This is a genomic window from Sphingomonas sp. P4_D12 (genome assembly GCF_056401895.1).
In genome coordinates this window covers 85,619-108,837 of the sequence record NZ_JBFUIL010000002.1, presented here as the reverse complement: position 1 = coordinate 108,837, position 23,219 = coordinate 85,619, and the positions used below count along the sequence as shown (strand labels likewise).

17 protein-coding genes are annotated in these 23,219 nt (G+C 66.7%); 15 read left to right on the top strand and 2 right to left on the bottom strand.

Annotation, left to right across the window (positions count from 1 at the left end; translation table 11 throughout):
• Nucleotides 1–2 precede the first annotated feature (2 nt).
• Nucleotides 3–1,190: an arabinan endo-1,5-alpha-L-arabinosidase gene (locus tag AC1DSD_RS03160; RefSeq protein WP_478028441.1), complete on the bottom strand. Its 1,188-nt coding sequence runs from the start codon at nt 1,188–1,190 to the stop codon at nt 3–5.
• A 153-nt stretch (nt 1,191–1,343) separates the two neighbouring features.
• Here AC1DSD_RS03160 and AC1DSD_RS03155 point away from each other — a divergent pair, with 153 nt between their 5' ends.
• On the top strand, nt 1,344–2,093 hold the full coding sequence (locus tag AC1DSD_RS03155; protein ID WP_478028439.1) for a FadR/GntR family transcriptional regulator: 750 nt from the start codon (nt 1,344–1,346) through the stop codon (nt 2,091–2,093).
• Between the two features lie 128 nt (nt 2,094–2,221).
• Here the strand turns inward: AC1DSD_RS03155 and araD1 are convergent, their stop codons facing one another.
• Nucleotides 2,222–3,202, bottom strand: coding sequence for an AraD1 family protein (gene araD1, locus AC1DSD_RS03150; RefSeq protein WP_478028438.1), 981 nt, complete (start codon nt 3,200–3,202; stop codon nt 2,222–2,224).
• Between the two features lie 320 nt (nt 3,203–3,522).
• Here araD1 and AC1DSD_RS03145 point away from each other — a divergent pair, with 320 nt between their 5' ends.
• The 14 genes from AC1DSD_RS03145 (at nt 3,523) to AC1DSD_RS03080 (ending at nt 23,078) form a co-directional block, all read left to right on the top strand.
• The gene (locus tag AC1DSD_RS03145; protein WP_478028436.1) at nt 3,523–4,680 is read left to right on the top strand and encodes an aldose epimerase family protein; all 1,158 of its coding nucleotides are present in this window, start codon (nt 3,523–3,525) and stop codon (nt 4,678–4,680) included.
• A gap of 592 nt (nt 4,681–5,272) precedes the next feature.
• Nucleotides 5,273–6,247 (top strand): sigma-54 interaction domain-containing protein, encoded by a 975-nt coding sequence (locus tag AC1DSD_RS03140; protein ID WP_478028434.1) that lies wholly within the window; start codon nt 5,273–5,275, stop codon nt 6,245–6,247.
• Nucleotides 6,248–6,394: 147 nt separating this feature from the next.
• Nucleotides 6,395–6,790 carry a DUF3467 domain-containing protein gene (locus AC1DSD_RS03135; RefSeq protein ID WP_478028433.1) on the top strand — a complete coding sequence of 132 codons (396 nt, stop codon included), beginning with the start codon at nt 6,395–6,397 and terminating at the stop codon, nt 6,788–6,790.
• Nucleotides 6,791–6,794: 4 nt separating this feature from the next.
• Nucleotides 6,795–11,198 (top strand): N-acetylmuramoyl-L-alanine amidase, encoded by a 4,404-nt coding sequence (locus tag AC1DSD_RS03130; protein ID WP_478028431.1) that lies wholly within the window; start codon nt 6,795–6,797, stop codon nt 11,196–11,198.
• Nucleotides 11,199–11,221: 23 nt separating this feature from the next.
• A complete protein-coding gene (locus tag AC1DSD_RS03125) occupies nt 11,222–12,334 on the top strand; it encodes a hypothetical protein (protein ID WP_478028429.1) in 1,113 nt (370 codons plus the stop codon).
• Nucleotides 12,331–12,588, top strand: coding sequence for a hypothetical protein (locus AC1DSD_RS03120; protein WP_478028427.1), 258 nt, complete (start codon nt 12,331–12,333; stop codon nt 12,586–12,588). Before AC1DSD_RS03125 ends, AC1DSD_RS03120 begins: the two co-directional genes overlap by 4 nt.
• On the top strand, nt 12,585–13,427 hold the full coding sequence (locus AC1DSD_RS03115) for a hypothetical protein (RefSeq protein WP_478028426.1): 843 nt from the start codon (nt 12,585–12,587) through the stop codon (nt 13,425–13,427). The genes AC1DSD_RS03120 and AC1DSD_RS03115 overlap by 4 nt, the downstream gene beginning before the upstream one ends.
• A complete protein-coding gene (locus tag AC1DSD_RS03110) occupies nt 13,424–14,878 on the top strand; it encodes a S8 family peptidase (protein ID WP_478028424.1) in 1,455 nt (484 codons plus the stop codon). The genes AC1DSD_RS03115 and AC1DSD_RS03110 overlap by 4 nt, the downstream gene beginning before the upstream one ends.
• A 55-nt stretch (nt 14,879–14,933) precedes the next feature.
• Nucleotides 14,934–16,730 carry a hypothetical protein gene (locus AC1DSD_RS03105; RefSeq protein ID WP_478028422.1) on the top strand — a complete coding sequence of 599 codons (1,797 nt, stop codon included), beginning with the start codon at nt 14,934–14,936 and terminating at the stop codon, nt 16,728–16,730.
• A 42-nt stretch (nt 16,731–16,772) separates the two neighbouring features.
• Nucleotides 16,773–17,825, top strand: coding sequence for a hypothetical protein (locus tag AC1DSD_RS03100; protein ID WP_478028420.1), 1,053 nt, complete (start codon nt 16,773–16,775; stop codon nt 17,823–17,825).
• A 31-nt stretch (nt 17,826–17,856) separates the two neighbouring features.
• Nucleotides 17,857–19,179 (top strand): hypothetical protein, encoded by a 1,323-nt coding sequence (locus AC1DSD_RS03095; protein WP_478028419.1) that lies wholly within the window; start codon nt 17,857–17,859, stop codon nt 19,177–19,179.
• A gap of 10 nt (nt 19,180–19,189) precedes the next feature.
• Entirely contained in the window at nt 19,190–20,464 is a 1,275-nt protein-coding gene (locus AC1DSD_RS03090; protein ID WP_478028417.1) for a hypothetical protein, read from the top strand.
• 9 nt (nt 20,465–20,473) lie between these two features.
• Nucleotides 20,474–21,451 carry a hypothetical protein gene (locus tag AC1DSD_RS03085; protein ID WP_478028415.1) on the top strand — a complete coding sequence of 326 codons (978 nt, stop codon included), beginning with the start codon at nt 20,474–20,476 and terminating at the stop codon, nt 21,449–21,451.
• A gap of 1 nt (nt 21,452) precedes the next feature.
• A complete protein-coding gene (locus AC1DSD_RS03080; protein WP_478028414.1) occupies nt 21,453–23,078 on the top strand; it encodes a hypothetical protein in 1,626 nt (541 codons plus the stop codon).
• The last annotated feature ends 141 nt before the right edge of the window (nt 23,079–23,219 follow it).

The following is a 23,219-nucleotide window of genomic DNA, read 5'->3' as shown; positions in this document are numbered from 1 at the left end:
CATCAATCCTCCGCTTGCGGCCAGCCGTCCGCACCCCAGTGAATCCGTGCGATCCTGAGTGTCGGCGCGCCGTTCTTTTCGCGATCATAAGCATGGTAGGCGAGATAATCGGTGCCGCGGTCGCGCAGCACCCCAACATGGCCCGGCCCACGAAAGCGTTCCTTTTCGGGCAGGTCGGCGCGCAGCAATATGGTGCCCCCACCCCGCATCATCGCGCTGCCGTCCTTGCCAAGATATGGCCCGATGATCGCGCGCGCACGGCCGACGACGGTATAATAAGTGCTCGCGACGCCCTTGCAGCAATAGTCGTAGCTGGCGATCAGCCAGTAGAAGCCGCCGTGATCGATGATGAACGGCGCTTCGACCGGATCGGGCGCGCCGGCCGGCACCGGGCGGCGCGCGATCGCACGGGGCGCCTCACCCTCCTTGGCCAACTTGCCCGTCTTCGGGTCGAGCGCAAAAAGCTTCAGCCCGGTCCAGAAGCTGCCGAGCGCGAGCCAGTGGCGCCCCTCCCGATCGATCACGAAATTGGGGTCGATCGCGTTGAAATCGCTCCGCTCGGTCGACATCACGACCAGCCCCTCGTCGCGCCAACCATAGCCTTGCGCCTTGGGGTCTAGTGTCGGGCTAGTGAACAGGCCGATCGCCGAGCGGTTCGACCCGAAAGTGGAGACCGCGTAATAAAGCCGGTAGCGTCCGTTCACATAGGAGATGTCAGGCGCCCACATGTCCTGCGTGCCGGGCACGGCCCGGGTCGCCCAGTCGGGCAGGCGATCGATCAGCGCGCCCGCCGCTGTCCAGTGAACGAGATCCTTGGACGTCTTTGCGCGAACGAAGCGCCCATTGTCGCTGCCCGTGCTGAAGACATAATAGGTATCGCCCTCGCGGATGATGACCGGATCGTGCGTCGGCACAAGGTCGCCCGTCAACTGGGCATTGAGCGGCGTACCCGGCGGCGCGGACGCAGCGACCGCGGCCGCGCGCGCAGACGAATCCGGGCCGACCCTTGGACCTTCATAAAGGCCATCGCCGGGATGCTCGACGAATTGGGTGAAGGTGCGCGTGCCGTAGATCGGCCGGGACATATCCGCACGGACGGTCGCGGTGGCGCTGTCTCGCGCCGTCGCGGTGGACGCCGTCACGACGACAATCGCGAGTGCACCCAGCATCGTCGTGACCCGTACCGTCAACTTGTCCTCCCCATCACCGCTGCGCCGGCTTTCCACCGTCACCATTGCGGCAACTACTCCGACATATTAGCGTAGTACGGCCAATGCAATCGTCGTTTGATCGCAAGCGTCGAACTGATAAGGGAGCGAGGGGAGATAAGAATGACGGATGAAATGTCCGCGCTCGATTCAGCGCGGCGTCGCCCCGATGGAGCGCGGCAACCTCGCGGCACGGGCCGCCGGCTGCACGGCGCCATCGCCCGCAAGCTCGGCACCGCGATCGTCTCCGGCGAATATGTGCCGGGGGACATTTTGTCTGGCGAGGTCGCCTTCTCCGAAGCGCTCGATGTCTCGCGCAGCGCTTATCGGGAGGCCGTGCAGGTGCTGGTCTCCAAGGGGCTGGTGGAGAGCCGACCCAAGGCGGGAACCCGCATCCTCCCGCGTGACCGCTGGAACCTGCTCGATCCAGATGTCCTCGCCTGGGCGTTCGCGGGGGAGCCCGACACCCACTATGTCCGCTCCCTGTTCGAGCTGCGCGCAATCGTCGAGCCCGCCGCTGCCGCACTCGCGGCCGAACGCCGCGACCGCGTCGAGCTCAAGACGATGAAGGATGCTGTGGCTGCGATGCGCCGGCATACGCTCGCGACCGAGGAGGGGTGCGCGGCCGACCGCGACTTTCATAACGCCATCCTGCGCGCGACCCACAATGACGCCCTCGTCGCGCTCTCCGCCACCGTCGGAGCGGCGGTCAAGTGGACGACCCAGTTCAAGCAACGCCAGCGCGCCCTACCGCGCAACCCGATACCCGACCATGCCCGCGTTTACGACGCCATCGCCGCGCAGGACGCCGACGCCGCCCGCGACGCGATGCGCGTGCTCGTCGACCTCGCGCTCGAGGACACGCGGAGCGCGATGCAGGCCTGAGCCGGCGATTTTTCTACCAATGGTTCGACCGAAATCTGCCGGCAGCGCATGAGCGTATTGGCGACCAACTCGAGCAGCGCGCGATCGCCAGACGATCTCTACTCGGCTGATCGGCCAGCGAATGGCCGTTATAGTGCGCGGACGGCCACGGTGCGCGGCTCGGCGGCGGCAATCGGGTTGCGGACCGGGAGCACAAAGGGTGCCGCGGAAATCTCGAACACGTCCCCGGCCTGCGTCTTGATCTCGTCACTGAATGACAGGGTCGCCGTGCCGAAGAAATGGACATGGACGTCGCCCGGTCGGCAGAACAGGTCGTATTTGAAGTGATGATGTTCCAGATTGGCCAGGCTGTGCGACATGTTGGCCTCGCCGGAGACGAACGGCTTCTCCCAAATCGTCTCACCGTCGCGAACGATGCGGCTGGTGCCCTCGACATGCGCGGGTAGGTCGCCCAGCAGCAGCTCGGGGCCGAGCGCCGCGGGGCGCAGCTTGGAATGCGCGAGCCACAGATAATTGCCACGCTCGGTGACGTGATCGGAAAATTCGTTGGCGAGCGCATAGCCGAGCCGGACGGGCATACCGTCACCGGCGATCAGATAGACTCCCGCGACTTCCGGCTCCTCACCCGCGTCGAGGGCAAAGGCGGGAGACGGCAGCGGGCTGCCCGGCGCGACGATCTGCGAGCCGTCGCCCTTGTAGAACCATTCAGGCTGCACGCCGGCTCCGTTCTCCGGCTTGCCGCCTTCGACGCCCATCAGGAACATCTTCATCGAATCGGTTTGCTGGGCGGCGTCGCTGATCGCGCGGTGCATTTTGTCGCGGCCCTCGGCCGAGCCGAGATGGGTGAGGCCGGTCCCGGTCATCAGCAGATGCGCAGGATCGGCATGGTCGATCGGCGCAAGCAGCTCCACCGTGCCGAGGTCGAGCGCTTCGCCCTCCCCGGCGGCATCGACGAGCGCGGCCAGCGTGGCGCCTTCGGCAATCGCCCGCCGTGCCAATGCCAGTGTCGTCTCGGCGCCCGGTACGATATGCGGCGCACCGCCGTCGCGCAGCGCCGCCACGCCCCGCAGGCCATCGGCGCCGCGATACTGAATCAAGGATAGGGTCATCAGGTCGTCTCCAAGTCAGCCCGCGGCTCAGGTCAGCACGAGCGCGCCAATCGATGCGGCGCGCGGCGTCAGAGGGATTGTCGCTGCGGAGGGCGGGCGGCAGCGGCCGGTCGGGTAGGTTCTGGAAAACACGCCGGTCGCAGGAGATCCGCGATCGCCGGCGCCCCACCCGAAGGCGCTGCGATGGAAACCGGAACCGAAAGCATCCGAAAAACCCCTCCTCGAGCGGCGGCGTTGCCGAAAGCAAATCGCGCGCCCGCCGCTTTACAATTTGTCTGAGTTTAAACTATAGAACCTACAGGTCAAATCAGGAGGGGAACATGGCAATTGCGCCATCCGCGGTAACTCGGCTTGCCGGCATTCTATCGGCAGTGTCCGGGCTGCTCGCGTCCACTAGCGCTTTCGCTGCGACGGCCGAGCGGTCGGCGTTCGGCATGCTTCCCGACGGCCAGGCGATCGAGGCCGTGACACTGACCGGCGCGAATGGGGTGAAAGCCCGAATCATCACGCTCGGCGCAACGCTTCAGGCGCTCGACGCGCCCGACCGCGCGGGAAAGATCGCGGACGTGACGCTCGGCTATGACGATGCGAAGAGCTATGTCGAGCATCCGAATTACTGGGGTCAGACGATCGGGCGCTATGCGAACCGGATTGCAGGCGGGAAGTTCACGCTCGACGGCAAAAGCTACCAGCTGACCCAGAACGACAAGGCCAATTCGCTTCACGGCGGCACCGTCGGCTTCGACAAGCGCGTGTGGCGAATCGTCTCGGTCAAGAACGGCCCGGTCGCCAGCGTCACCCTGGCGCTCACCAGCCCTGCGGGCGACCAGGGCTATCCCGGCACATTGCAGGTGACGACGACCTACACCCTCGACGACAAGGGTAGTCTCACCATCGATTTCGACGCGAAGAGCGACGCGCCGACGATCGTCAATCTCACCAACCACGCGATCTTCAACATGGCCGGCGAAGGCGCTCCCGGGGGTATCTATCGCCATCGGCTGACGATCCCCGCAAGCCGCTACACGCCGGTCAATGCCCTTTTGATCCCGACCGGCGAATTGAAGGCGGTAGCGGGCACCGTGTTCGATTTCGAGAAGGGGCGCATCATCGAGGACGGGATCCGGGACGGGCGCGACCCGCAGATCGTGATGGGGCGCGGCTACGACCATAATTTTGTGCTCGACGCCGGCAAGACCGCGGAGCCCAAGCTGGCGGCGCGGCTGGAAGACCCGGCCTCTGGCCGCGTGCTCGAGCTGTTGTCGGATCAACCCGGCGTGCAGATCTACACCGGCAACTTCCTCGACGGGACGCTCGTGGGCAAAGGCGGGCATCTCTATCGGATGGGTGACGGCATTGCGATGGAACCGCAGCTGTTCCCCGACACGCCCAATCAACCTTCATTCGGTTCGGCGCGCGTCGCGCCGGGGCAACCCTATCACCACCGCATGATTTACCGCGTGTCCGTGGCCCGCTGAGTTCCAGAGAGACCCGACTATAACGGCCGAGGCAGGCTTGCGCCCTGATTTCGGGCGTTCAACCCGTTGAAGGGGCGCCCCGAAGCTGCCATTCCTTCGCTTGAGAAGCTGCTGGGAGCTTTCTCGGTGGGAAAACGGTGGTCAATTACCGAGGACGCCGAACTGCCCCGTTGCAGCACGGCTTCTGCCAAGCGGCGACCGGAGGTTCGCCTTTGCCGTCGCCAAGTTCGCAAGACTGGTCGGACCTGAATCAAATCCTGACCGGGCCGCTGGATGAGGATCGCACGGGCGTCGGCACTTGTTTTCTGGTCGCGGTCGCTGCGTTTTTGCTTGGCTCACCTGTAACCATAATATTGAGATAGGCCGAGTTTATGCGGCGGTGAACCGTCCGTTTCGGGGCGGATTTGATTTGTCGACTCGGCGGATCTTGCCGTAACATGCAGCGACAGGTCGCAGCCACGACTGTCAGGGCGAAAACGCCGATCGTCACGAACATTGGAAGAACCCGACGCCGCAGGTTTACCTGACGGTAAGGGCAGCTTTCTCTGGAACGGCCGCGCTCAAGAGCGCGCAGCCGAACATGGGGCTGGTCTTGACTCAGGGGGGGGACATTGCGGCGCGGGACGGCCTGTTTGGCGCGAGCACGGCAATCTCCCAATTGCGCGGCTATCTCGCCAAGGTTGCGCTAAGCGACGCCACGGTGCTGGTGACTGGTGAGACGGGTACCGGCAAGGAGCGGGTGGCCAGTGCGGTGCATCGGTTGGGCCCGCGCGCGGCCCGGCCGTTCGTCGCGGTCAATTGCGCGGCGATTCCCGACAGCCTGTTCGAATCCGAGATGTTCGGCCACGAACGGGGCGCCTTTACCGGCGCGCAGTCCAGCTTCCCCGGTCGCTTCGTCGAGGCGGACGGAGGGACCCTGTTTCTCGATGAGATCGGTGAGATGACGCCGCCTGCGCAGGCAAAGCTGCTGCGCGTGCTGGAAGATCGCACCGTCACCCCGGTCGGATCGCTCCGCCGTCAAGCGGTGAACGTCCGGATTGTCGCGGCGAGCAACGAGCGGCTGGAGGAGCTCGTCGCCGAGCGCCGCTTTCGCGCCGACCTTTTCTATCGGCTCAACGTCGCGCGGATCGAGATGCCCCCGTTGCGTGCGCGGCCTGAAGACATCGGCCCGATCGTCGACCAGTTCATCGCCGAGCAGAACCGCCGCCGGTCGCTGCACGTAGGACGACCCGACACGGCATTGCTCGATCACATGCGGCGCTATGATTGGCCGGGGAACGTCCGCGAATTGCGCAATATGGTCGAGGCATTGTTCATCGATCCGCCCGACGGTCGCGCGGTCGGGGTCGGTGATTTGCCCCCCGCCTTCCGCCGCCTGTTCGAGCAGAATCGCTCGGCGGGTGAGCCCGAGCGCGAGCGGTTGGTCAATGCGCTACGCCAGACCAACTGGAACAAGGTCGAGGCGGCGCGGCAAATGAACTGGTCGCGCATGACGCTCTACCGCAAGCTTGCCAAATACGATCTCGATTCCGACCCGAACGGCGATTCCAATGATGTCACACTGTGACACTCGAGAGTGTAACATGCGACAGCCGGAATTATGGCTCAATCCGCCAGCTTTTCAAAAAAGCCCTGTAAAATAGATCGATAGCCTCGTTCGGGCAATTTGGCCCGAGCCTTGCTGAAGGATTCTCATCGCAACGCGAGAGGTTCCGTGACAGCAACCGACCTTGAGCCCGACCGTTACCCGGCAGGCGCCGCAGCGCGCCCCGACCGGCCGCCGCTCGCTTGCTATGCGAACTATTTCGAAGTCGGGCACAACGCGTTCGAGTTCCTGCTCGACGCCGGCCAGGTCGAGCCGCAATCGGGCGACATTCAGCTGATGAGCCGGATCGCCGTCAGCCCGGTTCACGCCAAGTTACTGGCTACCTTGCTCAACCAGTCGATCGCGCAGTTCGAACGCGCGCACCACGACATCCCCGACATTGCCGAGCTCGACGGCGACTTGTCGATCATCAACCCTCAGGAATTCGAACGGCGCGCGATCAACGCCCGCCGCAAGCGCACCGCCGCCGACGGCAGCGCGCATCCCCATCGTGACGAGAGGTAGAATCATGGCAGCGCAACTCCGCCCCAGAAGCCTGAAGGTGACCGACCGCTTCCCGATGCTCAGCTTCACCATCTGGACCGACAGCCCGCCGCGCGTCGCCGAAGTCGTGCTGGCGACCGACCCCGGGTTATTCGTCAGGAAGGAGGGGCGGACGCCATCCACTTTCTACACCAGCCGTGAGCACGGGATGCTTTCGGTGCCGCGTGGCGAAGCGGTCTATGTCGTGCCGCCCGAAGTGCTGGCGCGGTTCATTTCTGCCGACAAATTGTGGTTCGGACTCGCCACGGCGACGCCGCCAACCGCGACTGATTGGATGGTCGACGCGATGCCCACGGCATCGAGCCCGTACATCTCGCTCGGCGAGCTGAGTGACCGGGCGTTGCGCCGCGTCCGGATGTTCCCGACGCGCGTCAGCGGAGCCTATGTCGCCGGGCCCGCTTCGGTCGCGGAATGGGTTGGCGACCGCGCCCAGCCAGGCACGACGCCGGCCTCGCCCGCTCCCGCGGCGGGACAACCTGCGCCGGTCGGGAATAGTGGCACTTCATCGCCAACCACTGCTCCGCCGGCGCATCCGGATGTGCCTTATGACGATGGTTTTGGGCCGCTGCCCCCGCTCAAGGCCGTCGACCAGGGCCCGGTCGCGGCGCCGACAACCGCGACCCCACCCACGCCGGGTGCGATCGCGCCCGCTCCGGCGACGGCGACGGCGCCCGCGGCAACCGCGGCGGGCCTCGCCTTCGGCCGAGCGTTCGACGTCGATCCGGAGAATATGGGAATCGATGCCGCGCCCTACAGCGACGATTCCGCTTCACCACCGGTGGCACAGGCGAGCGCGCTGGCGCTGACCACCGCCGATTACAGCCGTGTCTCGCGTATCGCGCCATCGCCGGCCTTCACCGCGGGGCGCAACGGCACGACGATCGACCGTATCGTTATCCACATTACCGATGCGCCGACCACATCGAGCACGGTCAACACCTTCACCGCGGCAGGCGCCCAGGCCAGCGCGCATTATCTGGTCGGGCAGGACGGCGAGATCGTCCAGTTCGTCAACGAGGCCGACACGGCCTGGCACGCGAAAGGCGCCAACCGCCGTAGCATCGGCATCGAGCATGTCGCGATCAAGCAAGGCGGCGCCTGCTACCCCAAGCCGGGCGGCGGCCAGCAATGCTATCCCTATACCCCGCCGACCGACACGCAATATTGCGAGTCCGCGGCACTCGTCACCTATCTGTGCGACAAATACGGGCTGACGCCCGACCGCACGACGATCATCGGCCATCGCGAAGCCGATCCCAACACCAGCCATGGCTCGTGCCCCGACGGCGCCTGGGACTGGGATCATTTCATGAATCTGGTCAGCAACCGCTTCTGCGCGCCGCAACCGCAGCCGACCGGCCAGTCGCTCGGCGTCGCGCATGCGCTCGACGGGGGCGGCAACACGATCGAGATCAAATATCGCGCCTTCATCCCGTCGCCGCTGATCAAGGGGCCGCTGTCGGACTACGACCTTGGCAGCCACCTGATCGGTGGCGAGGATTTCGGCGGCGACAATCGCAGCTTCAGCTACGACCAGGGTACCAGCCGCGCCGAGATCACCGCGACGCTGACCCTGGGAGCCGACAGCGGCATCAGCGACCTGCGCACGGTCGACCGGCACTGGGGCGAATCGACCGCCTACGATTCGACTTACACCTATCATGTCGACGGCAAGCCCGATTGGTGGATGGACAAGGTCGCCGGTGGCCCCGGCCCGTCGCGCCGGGCACGGCTGGCGGTGAGCGATTCGAACCTTCGCATCTATCAGGGCGCATCGAGCACCAGCCGCAGCATCCTGGCGATGACCAGCCAGAGTTCGGTCGTGTCGATCGAAATGGCCGGCGCGCTGCCGCTGATCACCTCGCCCGACATCGATTCCGACGTCGCCATCTATCTCAAGCAAGGCGCCAACGGCCCCGAAGCGATGATCGTCGGCGACCATGACGGCTTCCCGGCGCATGAACTCTATATCAATCGCCAGTTGGTCTATTCCTATGACCCGGTGGCGAACGGCAAGGGGCCGGACTCGCTTATGGCGCCGACCGATCAGGATATCAGCACCAGCTGGATCCCGATCCAGGCGCTGCCATCGGCGGCGGCGCAGTCGCTCGGTGCGGCCGCGCGACGGGTGGCGGCGCGTGCGTCGCGGCGCCCCGCCCGGCTGTCGCACGCGATGGCGGGGTCGTCATTGGTATTCGCCGACGTGCCCGGCCATTGGCACACGGTCGACTACAAGCATGTGAAGCTGACCTCGGTGGCGTGGGACAACGCGCCCGATCAACCAGTCGCGTTCGTCTTCTTCGGCCATCCCAATGTCGATTTCGACGGCTCGCCGACCGCCTATCACCCCGACGACACCGGCGACGACAATCTCGCCAATGCGGTCAGCGACGACGGCCGCTGGGTCGGCGTGGTCGCGATGACGCCGTCCGATCCCCAGGTGGTGAACGGCAACGCGTTGCTCGACCAGCGCCCAGAGCGCGAGAAGAAGGGCCGCTATCCGGTCATTCAGCAAGCGAAGAACGGCGACCCGTCGCCGGGCTATTACGTCTCGCAGACGGCGCGCGCGGCCGACGCGTCGCAACCGGCCTACGCCCAGCGGCGCTATTTCGACGCTTCGCGCGTCCCTTATGGTGCGCTGTCGGGCAAGCTTCGCGACCAAGGCATGGCGCTCGGCGATTTCGGCCTCGCCATTCGCCACGACCAGGCGCTGCAGAGCCCGTTCTACTTCGTCGATTCGGGCGGGGCGCAGAGCTCGGCGCTGGGCGAAGGCTCGCAGAAAGTCGGCACCAATCTCGGCGGCAGCGGCCGCGGCAGTCGGTTCAACAACAATTTTCCGGTCAGTTTCATCGTCTTCCCGCACAGCGCCTCCGACCAGAGCGGGGCGCTCGACGACGCGGCCATCGGCTCGGGCGTCTCGGCCCAGCTTGCTCAGCTCGCCACCGCGAGCAATGCGCGCGACCTCGCGCTGCTGATGGCGGCGAACGAAGCGGCCCCGGGCGGCACGCCCGCCGGCAAGGCCGGCCTCGACACTTATGCCGCCGACCCCAGCCGGGCACTGCCGGGCAATTTCGCGACGGTCTGCGCCGGCTTGCGTGCTTTTGGCTTCGCGTTGCCCGACCCGGCCGCCGCGCAAAGCTATGGCAGTGTCCGCGCGCTCGATGCCGACGATTGGTCGATCAATTGGGACGAGGTCTATCCGATCCCGCAACCGACCGACAACAGCTGCTGGGCGACCGCCGCGGCGATGGTGATCGGCTGGCGCGACCGCCAGAGCGTCTCGCCCGAGCTGATCGCGCAATGCCACAACCTCACCAGTTCGCTGACCAGCGGCCTCGCGCCCGGCGACAAGCGCGCCTTCGCCAATGCGATCGGCCTGACGGTCGAACCCAATGCCTGTTACACGCCCGAGGGATTCCGCGGCGTGATCGAGGCGAACGGGCCGATCTGGGTCACCGCCGACGTCCCCGGCATCCACGCGATCGTCGTTACCGGCATGTATCGCAAGGACGGCGCCTATTACGTCCGCATCACCGATCCCTGGGACCGCGTGGTCGGCTCGCCCGGCGCGCCGGGCAATTATGCCGACACGCACCAGACCGGCAGCCAGTACATCATGACCTATGACGCCTTCACCACCGAGTTCGAGGCGGCGGGCAATATCGACCGGATCCAGTTGCTTCATTCCGGCGGAACGTTCGGCCACACGATCAACCGCGGCAGCGCGACGGGGGCGGGCTATGCCTTCTCGCTGGGCGCCACTCCGCCGCGCCGCGTGGTGGCCCGGACACACGCTCTGGCCGATCCCGCGGCCGGCGATGACGGGTTCGGCGTCGGCATCGCCCTGACGCGCCAAACCAGCAGCAAGAACGGGCGTAATTACGACCTCGCCCAACTTGCCGGCATGGTCCTGCCAGAGAACGCTCTGGCGGGTGGGGCAGGCGCGCCGGCAATGCCGGGCGAACGCGTGGTGCTCGACGACTGGCCCTATATCGAGGGGCCGAGCGGGCGCACCCAGGCGGGCGTCGCGATCGACTGGAAATTCCAGGGCGGCGCGGTCGGCGATATCGCCATCACCCCGACCGAGGGCCAGGTGCTCGACGGCTGGAGCGCCACGGTGCGCGCCGACATCTGCCGAAACGGCTCGACTCCCGAGCGGGTCGGGTTGAAGGTGCGGGTGACCACCACCTTCAGCCGCGCGGGCGAGGAGGATCAGGTCGCGGTCACCGAGGTGACGCTGTCGGGCGATGGCCGCCAGCAGACGCGGCACGGCGCCGATCACGCGCCGGCCGATCCGGTCGCGCGCCCCGCGCCCGCCCCAACGCCAGCTCCCGCTCCGGTCCCGCAACAGCAATTGCAGCCGGCCTGAGCCCGGCGCGCGGATAACGGCTGATGGCTCGCCTCATCCCTCCTCCGCCGCCGGCGCGCGGCAGCATCGCTCCGGCGATGGCGCTGGCGCGCGACGCTTTCGGGCGCGAGATCGCCGATCCGAGCGCCCCGGCGGGCGAAGAATCGACCGACGGCGTGCTGCCGGCGTCGGACACAACGACGACCGGCGGATCGACCGCGCCCAAGGAAAAGGCGACCGATGCGCTCGGGCGGCGCGCCGGCGCCTTGTCCGACGAGATCGATTTCCCGGCCTTCGTCGCGTCGCTGGTGCACGGCACATTCGATGCGATCGTCGACAGCTCGATCAAGCAGATGGAGGCCTTTGCCGACCTCGTCAGCGCGGTTTCCAAGCCGCTCGACCAATTCACCCAGGAAAACGTCACCCAGGGGCAGGCACGCGCCTGGCTGGTCGAGCAATATCCGCGCGACGTGACCCTGGTGCAGAATGGCGGCGACTATACGCTGGCGCCGCTCACCAAGCCCACCAGCAATGGCAGCAGCGACGACAGCGGCGACGACGCTGCCGAACCGAGCTGGCTCGCCGACTTCGGGGAGGACGGCAACGAATTCTCGACCGACACGCTCGAGAACAACATCCTGCCCAAGGCGCGCGAGCGCGTCGCGCAGCAGCGCCTGTCGACCCTGTCGACGATGGTGCTGCTCGGCATGCAGCGCGTCGTCATCAAGGACGGTTCGATCGGCGCGCGGCTACGCTTTCGCGCTGCGGCGACCGACAATGCCGCGGTCCAATATGCCACGTCGAACGACCCCGGCACCGGCGGTACCACCTGGGGAGCGCGTGGGAGCGAAGGCGCGATCACGAAGGTCTCGACGGTCGGCGTCAACGCGCAGTCCGACAGCGAGCTCAAGGCCGAATTGTTCGGCGACGTGAAGATCAACTTCGCGTCGGAAACACTGCCGCTCGATCGCTTCCTCGATGAGGCGCAGCGGACCTTGCTCGAACGCCACAGCCGCCAGGCGGCGCCGAAGCCCGCGGCCGCGGTGGCCGCCCCCGCCCCGGCACCGGCCGCTGCCTTGCCCGCTCCGCCGACGCCCGCGCCCACCCCCGTTGTCGCGCCGGCCCCCGCGCCCGCGCCCGCCGGAGCGCAGGCATGAACGGCCGCCGACCGCTCGGTGAATTGCTCGGCGATCTCGCCGATGCCGCGCACCTGATGGGCGGTGGCGGTGCCGTCCGCGCGCGATCGCTCGAAATGACGTTGCCGATCGACGTGCGGTTGGTGACGTCGGCCACGGGTACCGACGTAATCGGCGACGTCCCGTTGTTCGTCACGCGCACCGCCTTCGATCCCGAGCCCGCTCGGCTCGCGGTGACGTGGCACGCGGTACCGGCCGACGGAGGCGCGTCATGAACGGCACCGCGACGCTCCGGCTCGAAGACTTCATCCAGGCGGTGCAGAGCCAGCTCGACAACGCCCAGTCGGCGATGGCGATCAAGGCGCGCAACCTCAACCTGCCGCTGACCTTCGCGATCAAGGACATCAACCTCGATCTGCGCGCGCATGTCGAGTTCACCGACAGCGAGATCCGCATTCGCCCCGCCGGCCCGGGTGAAACCGACACCAGCATGTTCCACCTGGTGTTCACCGCGATCACGCGTCCGGCGATCGAGGAGAATGCGGTCGCGATGTCGGACGATCCCGACGACCAGCCGCTCGACGAACTCGGCGACGAGCTGACCAGCGACGAACGCAAGCGGCTCGAATGGGCGGGCGTGCGGACCGTCAAGCAACTCCAGCGCGCCGAGGAAAAGGGGTCGGTCCACACCATCGGCCGCGTCACCAACCTGTCGATCGACCGGCTGCGCAAGGCGCTTGACCGTTCGTCCGAACCTCTGGTCCAGCGCGTCGAGCCGGTGCGTCCGGCGCCGGGTGCCGATCCCGAAGCGCCACCGATGATCCGGGTCACCGGGCGCAACCTCATCCGCGGTAATCTGTTCCCGCACGTCCGGATCGGCGACAAGCCGGTGTCGATCCTGAAATCCGCGTCGAACGAGTTGCTCCTCGCACCGAGCCATGACCAATGGGCTGGCGAACTCGCGATCGCGCCCGAACCGGCGCTGTCGACCGCGATGAGTTTCGACCTCAGCGCGTTCGCGCCGGTCCGCCGTCCGGCCGACACCGCGCCCAAGCCCGTCCTGGCGCCGATCGGTATCGCCGCCATCCCCGAACCGATGGAGACGCGGCAATGACGATCCGCGCACTCGGCACGCCCTGGGCCTCGCCAGGCGAACGGCAATACAGTCTGCCGACCAGCTTGATGCTCAAGCTCGCGCTCGGGGAAGCGCCCGCGCACGTCCCCACGGTGCGCGACATAGCGCGCGGGGCACTCGCCGCCGCGACCTCGATCGACGGCGGTGCGATCGACCGCATCATCCGCGAACGAACGGGCGGGTTCCGCGCCGCGCGAATCTTCTCCGCTGTGGGTGCGCATGGCGCCGGGCATGGTCATCTCGGTTATGACGCGATCGAGCAGCAGACCGGGATGGCGCGGACGCTGATGCTGCGCGTCCCCACCGGCACGCCGGTCGGCCAACTCTGCCAGACGCTCGCGCAACTGCCGATGGTCGAAAGCGCCACGCCCAATTACGTCGCGGTGACTCCGTTCGACGCCGCCCACGCGCTCGCCGCGCCCGACAATGACGATGGCTGGGCGCCGCGCGAGATGGTGCGCCTGGCCGAGGCGCATGCGATCGAACCGGGCGACGACGGCATCGTGGTCGGACTGGTCGACAGCGGGGTCGAGAAGCATCCCGAATTCCCCCACACCTTCCGCGCCGGGTTCGACACGGTGCGGCTCGAAAGCGCGGACGTCGCGCCGGGCGTGCAACTGCTCGGCGATCATCGCCGCAGCGACGGCAATCCCGAGGATCGCTTCGTCGGCCACGGCATGGGCTGCGCCGGGATCATCGCGGGTGAGGGCCTGCGGATGCCGCGCGGTTTGGGCGGGGCGTGCCGGATCATCCCGATGCGCGCGCTGGCCGCGGCGCGGTTGCCGGGCAAGAACAATGCGGTCGGGCTGGGCGCGATCAGCGACCTCGACATGGCGATGAAGCTCGCGGTCGATCTCGGCGCCAAGGTCATCAACATGAGCTTCGGGACTGACGATTCCGCGCTGGCACCGCACAGCCCGAAACCGCACGCCGACACCGTCGCTTATGCCATCGCGCGTGGCTGCATCCTGATCGCGGCGAGCGGCAATAACGGGCGCGAGACGATCTATTGGCCCGCCGCTTATCCCGACGTGATCGCGATCGGCGCGGTCGGGGCGGATCGCCGCCCAACCGCCTTTTCGACGCGCGGCGACCATGTCGCCTTGTGCGCGCCGGGCGAGCGCGTGCTGACCACCGCGATCGACGGCTATCAATATGCCACCGGCACCAGTTTCGCCGCACCGTTCGCGGCCGGTGCCGCGGCCCTGCTCGTCGCGCGCAGCCATCGCCGCGCCCGGCCGATCGATGCCGAGACGGTGCGCAACATCCTGATGCGTACCGCGCAGCCCTTCGCCGCGAGCGGTGTCAACGGCTGCGGCGCCGGCATTCTCGACGCCGCGGCAGCGCTTGCCGCACTCGACCAGGATCTCGACCGCGCGCTCGGCCAGCCGAGCGACGGGGATGACGATGGAGGCGCCGATGACGGCTGATCCGACATCCCCACGCTGACCAGCCAATCCCGAACGAATTCAAGGAGACACCAAGATGAACACGATCAATCCCGAAACCCGGTTCCGCGACCTTGCCGACCGCGAGCGGATCGCGCACGATCGCCACGTCAATACGGTCGCACGCCTCGTCGCGATCGAGAAGAAGGGCCGCGCGCTCAGCACCGCCGAACAGGCCGAGAAGGAGCTGTCGGAAAAGATCCTCGACGAGATCGCCAAGAGCCAGCGCAACAACAGCAAGATGGATGAGGTATGCGATCCGCTGTTCGTCGCTGCGCGCACCTTGCTCAACACGCAATCTCTGATCAGCCCCGAGCTGCGCACCGAAGTCGACGGCGGCAAGTTGCTGTTCGACGTGGAAGAGAATCAGCCTTACTCGATCGTCGCGCTGACGATGGGTATCCTCGCGCTCGACGGCGCGACCGCGCCGCCGGTCATGTTGGTCCCGCAGCATACCAACAAGACGGGAATGACCATCGTCGCCGGTGGAAAAGGCAACGGCCTGACGATCTATCCAAACGTCAATCATCCGCTGATGGACACCTTCACGCGGCAATTCTTCGCTGCAGTGGGCGAGGCGCGGAGCTATGGCGAGCTTGCCGACCGCGTTCTCGTGCTGCTGGCGCGCGAAGGTGACCCCGACGGACGCGGCGGCGATGCGCCGGGGATCAGCACGCAGGAATATGCCGCAGTGTTGCGAGGGCTTGCCCAGCGCAAGGTGACTGTCACCGAGCCGCAATTGCGGCGCCGCGTCAACGAAGTGCTCGATCAGGTCCAGAATATCGGCGGCGAGGACAGCATCGCCGATCTCGGCATCGACTTGCCCGATCTCGAGGATCTCGCCGACCAGACCATCGTCGCGGAAAACGTCCGCGTGATGGGTCCGATGATCGTCTCGGCGATGTTCGAGGAGTTGAAAGTGTTCCAGGTCGTCGACCGCATCGTCGAGCAATTCCAGCACGGCATGCTGCCGATCGGCCCGGGCAATGCCGGCAAGATGCTCTACCGATATTGGCGCGAGGCGCCCAACCGGATGTCCGAACAGGAGCGCAAGAACTTTGCTGCGATCACGCTCGGTATCCCGGGCGGCGATCCCGGCGGGATGGTCAATCGCGAATTCAACGATCTGTGGATCCGCTTCGTCTCATCGGTCTCGTCGTTCATCCGCCAGAGCGAAGTCGATCAGTTGCTGCGTTCGGCGACGCCCAGCCCGATCAGCCACCAGCAGGTGCGCAAGGCTGCTCGCGATCTCGCCGGCAACCTGTCGCTCCACGGATACGGCATGGCGCATTATGCCGCGCGCGAGATCCAGTCGCAGGTCAAGTTCATGATCGGCCTGCTGCAGGATCCCGAGATCCTGGGCTCATACGGCGCCAAGGACATGTGGCAGGTGGTCGACCAGGTCGCGACCTACGAGCTTGGCGGGGCCAAAACCAGCTCGCGCTATCGGACGCTGGCGACGTGCGGGACGATCATCACGGCCTGGCTCGCCAATAACGTGGTGCGGGTCAACGCGGCGACCGGCCCCATCATCGACATCGATCAGGTGCGCAACCCGGATGTCGCCGCGACGCATCGCTCGACGATCGATCCGACCGACTACGACCTCGTCAACGCCTGCGAGCTGTGGCTCGCCGATACCGCGACGACCGACAGCCAGATCGAGGAATTGTCGCAGCCGCGCGAGGCACCGCAAATGACCTCCAAGCCGATCCAGATCCCCGCCATGGCCCGCGACATGCTCGACGGGATCGGCGACCTCGGGGTCGGGCTGGGGCGCGGAACGCCGGCGCACCCCGCTTACGCCAACGGCCATGGCTACCGCCCGAATTGACCTCGGGCGGTCGTCCACCCTCGAACACTTGAGGAACAGACAATGCCATTTCCTTCACGAGACGCGCCGCTGGTGCAGAGGGTCGAACACCGGCTCAAGAGCGCGGCGCGCGCGCTCGGCACCGCCGATCCGTTCGCGCCGTCGCGCGACCTGTTCATGCGGACCTTCGCCTATCCCGCCGACGATCCGCGCTATCGCGACAATGCGCTGATGCCGATGGCGGCGCCATTCGAGCCGAGCTTTTCGGAAACCCAACCGGGCAAACTGCGCTTCACGATCGAACCATTGCCGCCCCAGGCATCGTCGATCGACCGGCGCGACGAATCGACCCGCGAGATGCGGCGACTGGTCGGCAGTTTCATGGGGCGAGACGCATTGCGCTGGTTCGACCAGGCGAGCGAGCCGTATCGCGGTTTTGCGCGGCCCGGCGGCAACATGGATTACGGAGCCTTCTTCGGGTCGAGCTTCGATCGTGACGGCCTCTATGCGTCGAAAATCTATTACGAGTTGCCCGGCGGGCGCGGGTTGATCGACGACATGCCGGTCACGCTCGGCCGCATCGTCCAGGCCGCACTGCAATTGGTGCCGGGGCTCAAACCCTTGTTCACGACGATGGCGGCGCAGCGCGATATGGGCGGGCAACGGCTGACCTTCGCCTGCACCGAACCGTTGCGGCTTGCCGACCTCCAGCCGGTGATGGACGTGCTCGGCATCGGGCATCGCCTGCCGGGCATCATGCAGATGCTCGGGCTGGTGCTGGGTGGGCGTTTCGAGTTGCCCGCGCACGGCGCGCTGCTGGCGTTCGGCGAAGGGCCAAACGGCCCCGATTTCGAGATTTACGTCCTGCTCTCGGCGATTCCCGACGTGCCGCCCAGCTTCCTCAGCCTGCTCACGATGGGATTGGCCGAGCGTCCGCGCGGGCTTGCGGCGCTCGAACGTTGGATGGGCGCGTTCACGCCCGAGGACGAGCATTGGCCGGGTCGCTTCTCGATCGTCAGCCTGCGCACCGATGCGACCGCGCCACCGCGCGTCAGTCTCTACCTGCGCCCGGTCGAGTTCGAGTTGCCGCCCGAGGCGCTCCAAGCCGCCGCCTGACCCGAAAGACGCTTTCCCCGCGAGGTTCGCCATGTATGCCGCCGCTCAATCGATCGCTTCGCCGCCGCCCAGCCGGCCCGCAGGGCCGACGCCCGATCCGCACGTGCGGCAGAGCGTCGCGCAGTTGCTCACCCAATCGGATGCATTTCGCCGGATGTCGCCCGGTGACCAGCAGGACATCGCGCGCAACACCGCGTTGATCGCCGACTATCTGGCGCGGCCCGAAGGCATCCAGGGCAACCGCATCCCCGGCGGGATCGGCCAGCCGGCGGCGCAGGCGCTGGCCGAGGGCGACGACAAGTCGGCGGCGGAAGCGAGCTGGCAGGAACGCAACGCCGCGGTCGATGCGATCGGCAAGGACGAGTTCAAGGCGGACGCGGCGACCGCCGCCGCTAACACCGCCGGGTTACTGCTCAACCAGGTCCAGTTTCCGTCGTTCGTCTCGGCGCTGATCAGCGGCGTCTTCCAGTCGATCACCAAGAGCTCGATCGAGCAGATGCAGGCGTATCAGGAGATGATCGCCTCCGTCGCCAAGTCGCTCCACCAGTTCATGGACGACAATGTCTCGGACAATCAGGGACGCGACAATATGGTCGACCAGTTCCCCGATCTGTTCCAGATCGGTCAGAGCGACGACGATTGGGGCGACCAGCCTGCGGGTCCGAAGCTCGAGTTGCGCGAGGGTGTCGACGAAGGCGACGCGCTCAAGCAGGTCAACAACAAGCTCCAGTTCGAGAATGGGGCGCTCAAGAGCCTCGACCTGTCCGATGCCAATGTCGAAAAGGCGCTGATCGAGAACAGCCGGATGCAGCTCGCGCGCCAGCGACAGCAATTGATGGCCAGCATCGTGCTGATGGGGATCAATCGCATCGTCGTCACCGACGGCAAGATCTCGGCGAAGATCATCTACGACGTGCGCGCCAACGACACGATGTCGAAACGCCGCACCGCGAGCGCCGTCGACATGGCGCGCGACCGATATGGCAACGTCCAGCAGACCTCGTCGGGTTCGGGCAAGTATGACAGCGGCGGCAAGCGCGACTATAGCCGCAGCGACGGCAATACCGATTACAGCGCGGATTATTACGCCAAGGGCGAATATCAGTACGAGAACAAGCCGATCATCACCGCGCAGACCGCGGCGTCGGAAGCATCGACCGCCGCGCTCCAGACCAAGATCCAGCTGTCCGGCGCGGTCGACGTCAATTTCAAGAGCGACTATTTGCCACTCGACAAGATGGCGACGCCGCAGATGATCGCCGCGATCCAGGGCAATGCCACCCCGGCCGACCCCAATGTCGTGCCGAGCCCCAAAGCAGCCCCGGCGGCGCCGGCCCCGGCTCCGGCGGCTTGAGGGGGTCGCGATGCTCGTCGCCCCGCCACCGCGCTCGTCGCCTTCCCAGGGCGGCCTCCCGCCGACCAGCGCGGAAGCGTTCGACGCCACGCGCCCGGAAGTGCGGCGGCTGCTGACCGCCATCCCCTCTTTTCTCGATCTGCCCGACCATGAACGCAAGAAGATCGCCGCCGATACCGTGCGCGTGCTGTCGTACATCGCCGATCCCAACGGCGTTCGCTCGGAAATCGCCGAGCGCGAGGCACGCGGCGAGATAGCGCCGGTCGCGGCGACATCCGCCGCGCCGATCGCCGGCGCGCTGGCCGACCCGGTCGAGGACACAAAGAAGGCGCTGTCGCAAAGCCCGGGTTTTGCCGGCAAGGATTTCGTCGCAGGCGCGACGCAGCAGGGCGTCGAGCAATTCGGCCAGATGGTTCAGAAGGTCGACTTTCCCAAGTTCGTCGGCGGGCTGATCAAGAACGTCTTTCAGGCGATCGTCGAAAGCTCGATCGAACAGATGCGAGCTTATGGCGAACTGATCGCCAATGTCGCCAAGACCACCGACCAGTTCATGCGCGACAATATCGGCGAGGCCTCGGGCCGCGACTATCTCGCCGACGCCTATCCCGATACCTTGTCGGTCGGCACCAGCAGCAATGCCGACAGTTTCGCCGACGGCGACACGGCCGCCCAGCCGCCGCCGCGGCTCGCGGCAACAGGCGAGAATGCGGAGGTTCGCCTAGCCGAGATCAGCCGCGACATGAACGTCAATCCGCCGGTCACCGACCTGAGCGACGCCAATGCCGAATTGCGGCTGGTCACCGCCGCGCGGCTGCAGATGGCGAAGCAGCGCCAGCAATTGCTGTCGTCGATGGTCATGCTGGGGATCAACCGTATCGTCATCACCGACGGGTCGATCAACGCCAAGGTCATTTTCGACATGCGCGCTAGCGACACCGCCAACCGCCATTACACCGCGTCGATGAACGACCGCTCGGCCCAGAAATACAAGGAAAGCATGAAGGCCGAATATGGCAGCTGGTACACGCCCTACAGCGCCAGCGCGGCGTTCGAGGCGACGCAGGAACATGTCGCGACGGTCGGCTCCGCACTCGATGAGACCAGCGAGTCCAAGGCCGAGGTCAAGGCCAAGCTGTCGGGCGAGGTGCGGGTCAATTTCAAGAGCGACTATCTGCCGCTCGACAAGATGGCGACGCCCGAGATGATGTCGGTGATCCAGGGTAATTCGACGCCTTACAATCCCAACGCGAAAGCCGCCACCACGTCCGCCGCGGGGACGTCCTGAGCCATGGGCATGTCCGCCATCGCTCCGATCGCCGACGCACAGCTCTGCGCGGCGTTGTCGACTGGCGAGCGGCTGGTGGCACGCGCGACCGCGCCGGGCCTCGCCTTCGCGCTCGATCAGCTTGGCGATATCGACATTCCCGACGCCGCGACCGATCGCGTCGACAAGGCGCAATTGCGCGCATTGGCCTCGCTCTACCTTGCCGCCGATCTCGAACCCGCCGGGATCATCCCCGCGGTGGAAACGCTCGCAGGCCTGTCTGCGACCGGCGCCACGACGCTGGACCTTGGTGGCGCGGAAAAATTGGTCGCGACGTGGTGGCGCCACCGCAACGAGCGCGTCAGCGCGGCCGAACGCGGTGCCTTCTTCTCGCGCCTGTTTGGTACCTCGGCCGGTCCTGTCGCGGCAGACGCCGACCGCAATTTCCAATTCGAGGACCGCATGCTGGAATTGTGCGAGTCCCTCTACAAGCTCGACGAATTGTCGGCGGGCGATCCCTATGGCGGCAGCGCGCAACAGGCGAGGGTGCGCGCCGCGGCGCGAGCGCTGGTCCAGAACCTCGCCCAGGCGAGCGGCGGGATCACCGCGTTCATGGCGGGCGAGATCGTCCAGATGCTCAAGGACGCCTTCGCCATCGTCGGCCATCCGGACCTGCGCCATGCCTTCGGCGCGCGCGACGTGTGGGACGTAGTGACGGGCATTGCCCGCGCCGCCCACCGGCAGCCGGTTCAGCCAAGCCCCTATGTCCATCGCGGCAAGGCCGGGATGACGGTGATCGCCTGGCTTGCCGACATTGCCGATCGGGTTTCGGGAGCCGGGCCGTTGGTGGCTATCGGCGATGCCGTGGTAGGCGCGGCGGCCGACTGGATCGAGGCGACGCTCAGCATCGGCGAAAGCGTCGCCTCGGACGCCGCGCCCGCCGCTACGACGATCGCGCCGCCACCGCCGCCGCCTGCAAGTTCGTCCTGGGCCGCGCTGGGCGGCTGACATGGCGTCGGCTGCCTTTTTGGCGCCGGTGCCCGTCCCGCGGCCGGGCCGACCTGGCGCACGCGATGATGTCCGCCATAATGTCCGCGCCCTGCTGTCGACACAGCAGGGGTTCAACGCGCTCGACCAGGCGACGCGGCGCGATCTCGCGCGCGGACTGGTCAAGATCGGATCGGCCGCGCTCGACCATGACGATCTGCAAGCCGCCCGGCGTCCGCGCCCAGTGCTCGCGCTGGCGCAGAATGCGGGTTCAGAATTTTCGGGCGTCGCTGTCGACCGCGTCGCCGGCACGACCCAGGCGGTGCTCAACGCGGTGTCGTTCCCGCGCTTCGTGACCGAGCTGATCAGCGGCGTGTTCAAGGCGATGAACGATTCGAACCAGCAGCAGCTCACCGCGTTTGTAGAGCTGATTCGCAATGTCGCGCAGACCACCGAGGGATTTGCCGACAGCAATGTCGGGGTGGGCGGCGCGCGGCAATGGCTCGCCGAGCATTTCCCCGCCTCGTACGAAGTGCAGGGAGGCGACGACAGCGACAGCCTGCCCGAGGATCTGAGTGGCCTCAGCCCCGACGAACGGCGCGAGCGCCAGGCGGAGATCGAGGCCGAGCGCGCCGCCTCCACCCGGCTTGCGCTCAAATCGGGAGCGCAGCCGCCATCCGAGGCGATCCTGCGGAGCACCCTGGGCATCGCGCCAGGCGATCCGGTGCCGCCCGGATCGAACCCCGAAACGCTCGTGCCGTTCGTCCAGCAGACACTGGCGCGCAACCGCCAGCAATTGCTCGCGACGATGATCCAGATGGGCCTTCAGCGCATCGTCATCGAAAGCGGGCGGCTCAATGCTGCGATGAACTTCCACATCGATGCGACCAGCGCGGCAACCAACGACCGCGGCTCGCAATTCGACCTGCACAATACGACCAACGCCAGCGTCAATGCCAAATTCGGGCCCTGGGGCGCGGAGGCCAAGGTCCAGAACACGATCGGTTACGTCACGACCGATCGCACCCAGACCACCGAGAACATGCATACGGACGTCAATCTGAGCAGCGGGGTCGAGCTGGTGTTCCGCACCGATTACGTTCCGCTCACTCGGCTGGCCGGCGTCCAGGATGTGGAGCGAATCCGCGTCAATACGATCAACCCCGATGCTGAGGCGGCGCGGATCGCCAGCGACCGCACGGCGCGGCAGACGGCGGAATCGGCCGACGAAGCGGCTCGCGCCGCGCGACTGGATGCCGGCCTACGCCCGCCGTCCGCACCGTCGACGCCCGTGCCTGTTTCTGCGCCAGCGCAGCCGGCTTCGGGCCGAACGACGCCGACCGGAGCCGCTGCTGCCGGAACTCCCGTGACACCTGGGCATTCGGCGCCGGTAGCGGGGGCGCAGCCGGTGACAGGGGCGCAGCCGGTAGCGGGGGCGCAGCCGGTAGCGGGGGCGCAGCCGGTGGCGGGGGCGCAGCCGGTCGCAGGGGCGCAGCCAGTCGCAGGGGCGCAGCCAGTCGCAGGGGCGCAGCAGCCATCGGCCGGAACCGGAGCGCGGCCCGCGACAACCGCCGGCTCGCCCCCGGCAACGACGCCGACGGCAGTCGCTCCGGCATCGGCCTCCGCGGTACCGGCGCACGCCGGTTGACGCAGCGGGCCTTAGGGACACAGTTGTCCGCTTTATTCGATTGACCGTCAGGACGGCGAGCCGGCCTACGGCCCGACTCCAGTCATCCGATAGTTCACGTTCGTGATGTCCGCTTTCGCGGAACACTGGGCCAAAAAGCTG